The sequence below is a fragment of the Paenibacillus sp. KS1 genome, assembly GCF_001680695.1.
GTDB lineage: Bacteria > Bacillota > Bacilli > Paenibacillales > Paenibacillaceae > Paenibacillus_B > Paenibacillus_B suaedae.
This window is the reverse complement of sequence record NZ_MAIS01000084.1, coordinates 21290-28678: the sequence shown is the minus strand read 5'-3', so window position 1 is coordinate 28678 and position 7389 is coordinate 21290. Positions and strand designations below refer to the sequence as shown.

Here is a 7389-nt window from a genome sequence, read left to right as displayed (position 1 = left end):
ATCTGGTTTTGGATCTGGTTTTGGATCTGGCTTTGGGTCTGGGCCTGGGTCTGGCTTCGGATCTGGTTTGCTTGGATCCGGCTTACTTGGATCTGGCGTATTCGGATTAGGATTCATTTTTCCACCCTGGGTATCGCCTTTATTTTTGTCCGCTTCCTGACAAACTCGGTTTTCGTACGCATTCTGGCATACTTCCAAGCGGGCATTTTGCAGATTTTCTTTAAATTGCTGTTTTGCATGCTCCGAACCAAGAGAGTCCTCGTAGTTCTTTTCTATTTTGGCCAGCTCTTCAAACTCCGCAGCCATCCGCTGCTCTTCAAGCGAGTGATTGTTTCCTTCCTTAGGAAGAAACACATTGTCTTGGAGCTCTCCCAGCTTAACCTGTTCTTCAACATGCTTACGTATGAGAGACTGCTGCTGACCTTCCTCCTTTGTCAACTTGAGCTTGGCTGTTTTCCATGGCAGCCCAGTCCGATTTGCCTCCTGTTCGGTCAGCTTGCCATGTTCAACCGCCGTACGAACCACATATGCAATAAAATTACTTACATTATGGGCTGCTCGAGTCTCAAACAGAATCGATTCACTCTTGCCGCTGTTCAAAATATCACCGATCATCTGAATGGATCCAATCGGCAGAATCCCACCGTATATGCCCTGCAGCAAGCCATACGATCGAAGTGCATCACAAGAGCGCAACTGCTTTTGTACTGCTTCACACTTTTCCGCTAACCAATGAGTCCTCATCGCTTTATTCTCATCTTCTGCATCTGACGCACCCGCAATCATCGCCTGAACAATGGCCATGTCCCATTGATCCAGCAATGTTATCGCATCCGCGTATCCATATTTCATTCCAATGCCCTGCTCAGATTCCGAGAACGCCGCAGTCTGTGCCGGAAATACATCATGATGGCCTATCGTTACGACCTTGCTTCTGCCGAATGTTGAATCCAGCTTCGTCCCTTGCCGATTGTCAAGAGAACCAGCATCGCTGCTTATCTTGATTGGGTACTCGGTACGTACCGTACCGGCTGTAACATACAACTGGGTCAGTCCATTGAACGGATGCACTTTAACCCCAAATTGTGTTCCGCGCACCGCCATAACAGTCGTCGGCGTCTCAAGGACGAACCGATCATCGGTTCCCGCAATCGACTTCACCTTGGCAAATACAGAGCCAGCCCATACACCGATGCGTGTTTTTACACCGCCGTCCTTTTTTAGTTCTGTAAAACTAACATCTGCACTCGCCCCGATGGTCAGCTCATCATCTTTATCCCCACCGGCCAATTGAATAACAATGCGTGATTTATCTCCCGTGAGAAGACGATCACCTTGATTTATGCTCATCTTCTTGAACACTTGGATCGCCTTGTCCCCTCCTGCCTTCGTTACGTATACACTGCCCTTCCATTCCTTCACAACACCTACTCGTACAGCTTTGGCAGGAGCCTCTGCACCGTACACGGTTCCCCATGATCCAGTTCCAAATAGAGTGAAAAATACAACCATACAGGCGAGGCTGCTTTGCAACAAGCGTTTCATTTGCATTCCTCCATGCTCTCCTTACATCACATATAATTCAGGTGTCAGACAACGTCAGCATGAACATACTGACGGATCCCCTTCGTTCTGACTCATTCTCGTTCTGATAACACTTCATATGCCATTACTTCTTCGGACTTCCCCTTTAATTGGAGGGGTCCAATCTTTGCCAGGTCGAAGCGATTGCATATTCGCACGTACGTACCTTCCCCAACCACGATTTGCCCTGGTAAAGCCCTTGATTCTAAGCGTGAAGCCACATTGACGCTATCTCCAATCGCCGTGTAGTCCAAGCGTAGCTTCTCTGAACCAACATTGCCCACAATCGCTTCCCCACTCTGAATGCCAATGCCGATCCCAAATCGATCACTAAGCTCAATACCTTTCGCTAGCCGTGCACGCAATTCCTCAGCACAGCGCTGAAGCTCTAATGCGGCACGCACTGCATGATCCGCATGATTATCAAGGTGATATGGAGCTCCGAAGATCGCCATAACGCCATCACCCATAAATTTATCTAATGTCCCATTGTGCTTAAATATCGTGTCAGCACACAGATGCAAATATTGATTCAAGAGCTGAAGCGTTGACTCTGGTGCCAATCGTTCTGACAATGGGGTAAATCCTCTAACATCAATGAACATCACTGTAATATCCGTGCGTACCCCACCTGCCTTAACGGGCTCATGTGATTCCAACAGCTTCGTTACCACGGAGGGTGATACATATCTGCCGAATAGATCTTCAACATGCTGTCTTGCTCTCCGTTCCTCCCGACCACGGTAAGCTACAATGAGAATATAAGAAGCCCCCATTCCACACAATTCGGTAAAGTAAGGAATGAAGACCGATCCGCTCTCGTAAATCCCAATCCATACGAGCGTAAATACCAAGACGATGCCTATAGCAGCTGCCGCCCCTCGAATTCCCCGAATCCGCGATGCACTCCAGACTACGGCACCAATGCCAATGAACAAGGCAAGGACGTTCCATGCGATTGGCGCTTCCTTATAGAAGCGGCCTTCTACCAGGGATTGAACCATATTCGCGTGAATCTCAACACCATACAATGTCATGGATCGACTAAGTGGTGTCATATGCCGGTCGCTCAAAGACGCAGCATATGGACCTATCAGCACGACAGAATCCTTATAATAAGAAGGATCAACCGTGCCATTCCATACATCAGCGAATGACTGACGGTCATATCCGTCCACGTCCTCCTCACTGCTTCCATATATAGAAGAGAAATAATCAAAAGCAGCTTGCCCACGATTATCAGTTGGAATTCGCTTCGCTCCTCTATACCATGTTCCACTTGTCTCATCCCATGAAATCTGTTCATTTTCCGGCAGTAGCTGATTCGCCGCTAAAATATCAATCGAGGGAATCATATTTCCCCGCTCATCCGGAATGCCAAGACAGATTTTGCGGATAACACCATCTCCATCAGGCAGTACATTCACATGTCCAAGCTGACTTTCACCAACTTGAATGGAGGATGGAGGCCGTTCCACACTTTCCGCCCGAAGGGAATCCGCATGTTCCTGTAAGGGAAGAAGGGATACTTGCACGGGTAAATAAATGGTTGGGTATGTATTCAATTGCTCAGATAAGGTTCGGTCGTCCCTCTCATTCTGGGAAGGATCTAGCATAAGTATATCGATGATGACCGCCCTAGCTCCAGCCTTCATCAGCTTCGCGCTTAATTCAGCATAATGGGATCGTGGCCATGGGAAAGAGCCCATCTGTGCCAAGGAAGGCTCATCAATCGTAATCATCTTAATTCGATCATCTGGTTGGCGTTCTTCAATACTCTTCGTACGCAAGGCATCACGAAATGCCTGCTCCGCCATATGAAACACGCCGCCAGTTCCATTACTATACCCATATACCGTAACCATCGTCAGTATCATAACAACCAATGACGGGACGGCAAATTTTTTCATTTCGATATCACCTGCTTCATTTGAAGGCATGAACCCATATATTGAGAGTTACAGTTTGATATACTCTGCTATATTTAATCTATCATATTGTATGAGCGTATACGATGATATGGGCAATTTCAAGTTGAATTTTGTCGAATTTTGCGAATTTTTTTTGCTTTGACGCAGTAATTAGATGGGGTGAGCAGATATAATAAAATCCCCGCGGGAGGCGCGGGGATCGTGTAGGTATTCTCTCTATGTGAGTATACTGCTTGCAGTAGGTTAGTTAAATGGTGCGTCCGCAATCTTAATAGAATCTGTTGGGCAGCCATCTGCAGCATCTTGCAGATCGTCGAACAGATCGTCAGGGATAGCGGTTACCCCTTGGTTGTTGTCACCTTCATAAATAACTTCTGCGATACCTTCATCGTCGTAGTCGTAAATGTCAGGTGCAGTAGCTCCACATGCGCCACAAGCGATGCATGTGTCTTTATCAACCCAAGTATATTTTGCCATTGGTTAGTTCCCTCCTGTAATGTTACAGATCTTCTTGGTTCCTCCGTTATCAATATAATACAAACAAGCTTGGAATTCAAACGATTTCCAACTTTTTTAAATGATTTGGAAATTATTATTCGCCGCCTGATTCATGCAGCGTATCCGTCTGGAGTGAAGTCCCTCGTACACGATGGTTGCGAAGCAACGAGGATGGATCATCCCCTATCATTCCTAACGTAACAATCGCATTCTCTCCATATTTATCTCGAATCCGATCCATCGTCTCTATCAATTGCTCCCGCTTCGGCTGCCGCTCGAAGTCGAACAGATCCAACTGAACGGCTGCCTCTTGCTTCGGTACTAGATTTTGACCCGTAATCCCCAGCAGTCGAATAGGGCTGCCTGAAGTCCAATGTCGTTCATAGAGCTTCCATGCTTCATCCAGCAAGATGTCCGCATCATCTGTCGGCCCTTGAAGCGTGCTCGACCTCGTAATCGTCTTCATTTCCGGGTTACGAATCGTAAGCTGCACCGTTTGCGCCATCAACTTCTGCTTCCTGATCCGACGAGCAACTTGATCAGCCAAGTTCAGCAGAACCCTTTTTACTTCTTCCTTCGATTCCACATCCCTAGGCAAAGTGGTCGTATGACCGATCGATTTGCTCTGTTCGCGTTCCGCCTTCACCTGCCCGTCGTCCAAACCATGTGCCGCCTGCTTCATCCAATGTCCCTGTATGCCAAATAAAGAAACAAGTCGCTCCTCATCAGCATGAGCAAGCTCTCCGATGGTTCGTATTCCTGCCCGTGACAGCTTATCTGCAGTCTTCCGCCCAATGCCGAACAACTCCCCGCATGGCCTGTGCCACAATTGCTGAGGTACATCTCGGATTCGAAGGATCGTTATGCCGTTTGGCTTCTTCATATCAGAGGCCATCTTCGCCAGCAGCTTATTAGGCGCGACACCTATAGAGCAAGGCAAACTTAATTCTTCCCGGATTCGTGTCTGAAGTTCGTTCGCGATATCGAGTGGTGTTCCGAATATTTTGGATCCAGTAATATCCATATAACACTCATCAATCGATACCACTTCCACCAGTGGGGTATAGCTGCGTGCAATGTCTATGAAGGCTCTCGAGTACTTCCGATATAAATAAAAATCTGGACGAATGACAATCAAGTGAGGACATAGCCGCATCGCCTGCTTCACATGCATTCCTGTTCGAATACCAAGCTTACGGGCTGCATAAGAACAAGTAACAATGATCCCCTTGCGCAATTCCATACTTCCTGCAACCGCTGTTGGCTTCCCCAGATACTTCTCCGGCTCCTCTGCGGCATGTACAGAGCAATAGAAGGCATTCATATCGAGATGCAGAATGACGCGACCCTTGGTCGGATAATATTGTTGTATGTTATCACGCGAGGTTTCGTTCTCGTTCATACACTGTCCTCCTTCCTAACATATTAATGATACCTCTCATCCATAATTTAATTGTAAAATATATACAGCTTTATTAATCGATCAATTCATCTATTCGAACAATTGTTCTTCCTTATTCCTAAGCTTACCGATATCTCTGATCGGTTGCAAGCCTCATTCAAGACTCCCGTTGAAAAAAAAACAGTGATTCATTTATGAAAATACGTCTATACAAGCAAAAAAGCAGTGCTATAATAGGGAAATAGTTATTTCCATATTCATCCTTGCAAAACTGAAGGAGGTTCCGAGAATGTCGAAAGTCATTTCTATTTTTGACACTACACTTCGCGACGGCACCCAAGGCGAAGGGATTAGCTTGTCTGCAGACGATAAGATCAAGATCGCGCGCAAACTTGATGCGCTTGGCGTCACATACATTGAAGGCGGCATTCCAGGCAGCAATGGCAAGGATATAGAATTTTTCAAACGAGTAGCGGCATATTCATGGAATGCGAAGCTAACAGCATTCGGCAGCACTCGCCGCAAAGACTCAATGGCCGAACAGGATTCGAACCTTAATCGGATAATCGAAGCAAACGTTCCTGCCGCAACGCTTGTCGGGAAGTCATGGGACTTCCACGTACACACTGCGCTGCAAACTACGCTGGATGAGAACCTAGCTATGATCTATGATTCCATCGCCTATCTGAAGCGAGCAGGGCTTGAAGTCATGTTGGATGCTGAGCACTTCTTCGACGGATACAAGAACAATACAGAATATGCGCTTGCTGTACTACGCAAGGCGCAAGAAGCCGGAGTTGATTGGGTCGTTATGTGCGATACGAATGGCGGAACGCTTCCTGGCGAGATCGGCAGTATTATTCGTGACGTACACAATCACGTCCAAGTGAAGCTCGGCATTCATACTCATAATGATTGTGAGCTTGCTGTAGCGAACACACTTGCTGCGGTAGAGGCGGGTGTTACCCAAGTGCAGGGCACCATTAACGGATATGGCGAGAGATGCGGCAATGCCAACTTGTGCTCGATCATCCCAACACTTCAATTGAAGATGGGCTATTCTTGTGTTGACGCAGAGCAACTACAATCGTTGACGCCTGCTGCACGCTATATCAGTGAAATTGCCAACGTCACGATGCCTGTGAATCAGCCTTATGTCGGCAATGCAGCCTTCGCCCACAAGGGTGGAATCCACGTGTCCGCGATTATGAAGGATGCCCGTACCTACGAGCATATCGTGCCTGAGCTGGTTGGCAACAAGCAGCGAATTCTCGTCTCAGAACTAGCAGGCCAGAGCAATGTACTATCCAAAGCACAACAATTGGGCTATGAGCTTGACCCAACGAAGCCTGAAACGAGGGCCATCATGGAGAAAATCAAGGAGCTTGAGCATCAGGGATATCAATTCGAAGGTGCTGACGCCTCGTTGGAGCTGTTGTTGCGCCAGGCCACAGGTCAAGCCGAAGATCCATTTACATTCGAGTCTTTCAAAATACTAGTTGAAAAATCTTCATTACGCTCCGTTGTATCGGAAGCGATTGTGAAGCTGCAAATTGATGACGAGTCGATCTACATGGCTGCAGAAGGCAACGGTCCTGTGAACGCTCTCGACAGCGCATTGCGCAAAGCACTGAGCCGTCACTACCCTTCCATCGCCGACATGCACCTCACCGATTACAAGGTAAGGGTGCTTGATGAGAATAATACGACGGCTGCCAAGGTACGCGTGCTTATCGAATCAACAGACTCGCGCAATACGTGGAGTACGGTTGGCGTCTCCAGCAACGTCATCGAAGCGAGCTGGGAAGCACTTATTGACAGTATTCGTTATGCACTCATCGGTCAAGAGAAAGTCGCTACATCCGCTGAACGCAAAGAACAAGTTGGACTCGTCAATCACTAATAAAATGCGATATATCCGGAATACGAAAACAGCCATAACCACTTTAATGAAGAGGTTACGGCTGTTTTCAT

Annotated in this window: 5 protein-coding genes; 1 reads left to right on the top strand and 4 read right to left on the bottom strand. The window is 47.3% G+C overall.

All coding sequences use genetic code 11. The features are described from left to right. From BBG47_RS22325 to BBG47_RS22310, 4 genes are all read right to left on the bottom strand, one after another. A partial coding sequence (locus BBG47_RS22325; RefSeq protein WP_175400613.1) for a FecR family protein occupies positions 1 to 1545 on the bottom strand: 1545 nt, incomplete at its 3' end. Positions 1546 to 1637: 92 nt separating this feature from the next. Next, positions 1638 to 3494: a CHASE2 domain-containing protein gene (locus tag BBG47_RS22320; RefSeq protein WP_065293555.1), complete on the bottom strand. Its 1857-nt coding sequence runs from the start codon at positions 3492 to 3494 to the stop codon at positions 1638 to 1640. 264 nt (positions 3495 to 3758) lie between these two features. Further along, positions 3759 to 3992 (bottom strand): ferredoxin, encoded by a 234-nt coding sequence (locus BBG47_RS22315; protein ID WP_021253216.1) that lies wholly within the window; start codon positions 3990 to 3992, stop codon positions 3759 to 3761. A 115-nt stretch (positions 3993 to 4107) separates the two neighbouring features. Further along, complete coding sequence (locus BBG47_RS22310; protein WP_065293554.1) at positions 4108 to 5415, bottom strand: DNA polymerase IV; 1308 nt, start codon at positions 5413 to 5415, stop codon at positions 4108 to 4110. Between the two features lie 289 nt (positions 5416 to 5704). Here BBG47_RS22310 and cimA point away from each other — a divergent pair, with 289 nt between their 5' ends. Further along, on the top strand, positions 5705 to 7318 hold the full coding sequence (cimA, locus tag BBG47_RS22305; RefSeq protein WP_065293553.1) for a citramalate synthase: 1614 nt from the start codon (positions 5705 to 5707) through the stop codon (positions 7316 to 7318). The last annotated feature ends 71 nt before the right edge of the window (positions 7319 to 7389 follow it).

Bases quoted from the DNA above. Each gene is read 5' to 3' on its own strand.
- BBG47_RS22320 (WP_065293555.1), bottom strand. From the start codon at position 3,494: ATGAAAAAATTTGCCGTCCCGTCATTGGTTGTTATGATACTGACGATG.
- BBG47_RS22315 (WP_021253216.1), bottom strand. From the start codon at position 3,992: ATGGCAAAATATACTTGGGTTGATAAAGACACATGCATCGCTTGTGGC.
- BBG47_RS22310 (WP_065293554.1), bottom strand. From the start codon at position 5,415: ATGAACGAGAACGAAACCTCGCGTGATAACATACAACAATATTATCCG.
- cimA (WP_065293553.1), top strand. From the start codon at position 5,705: ATGTCGAAAGTCATTTCTATTTTTGACACTACACTTCGCGACGGCACC.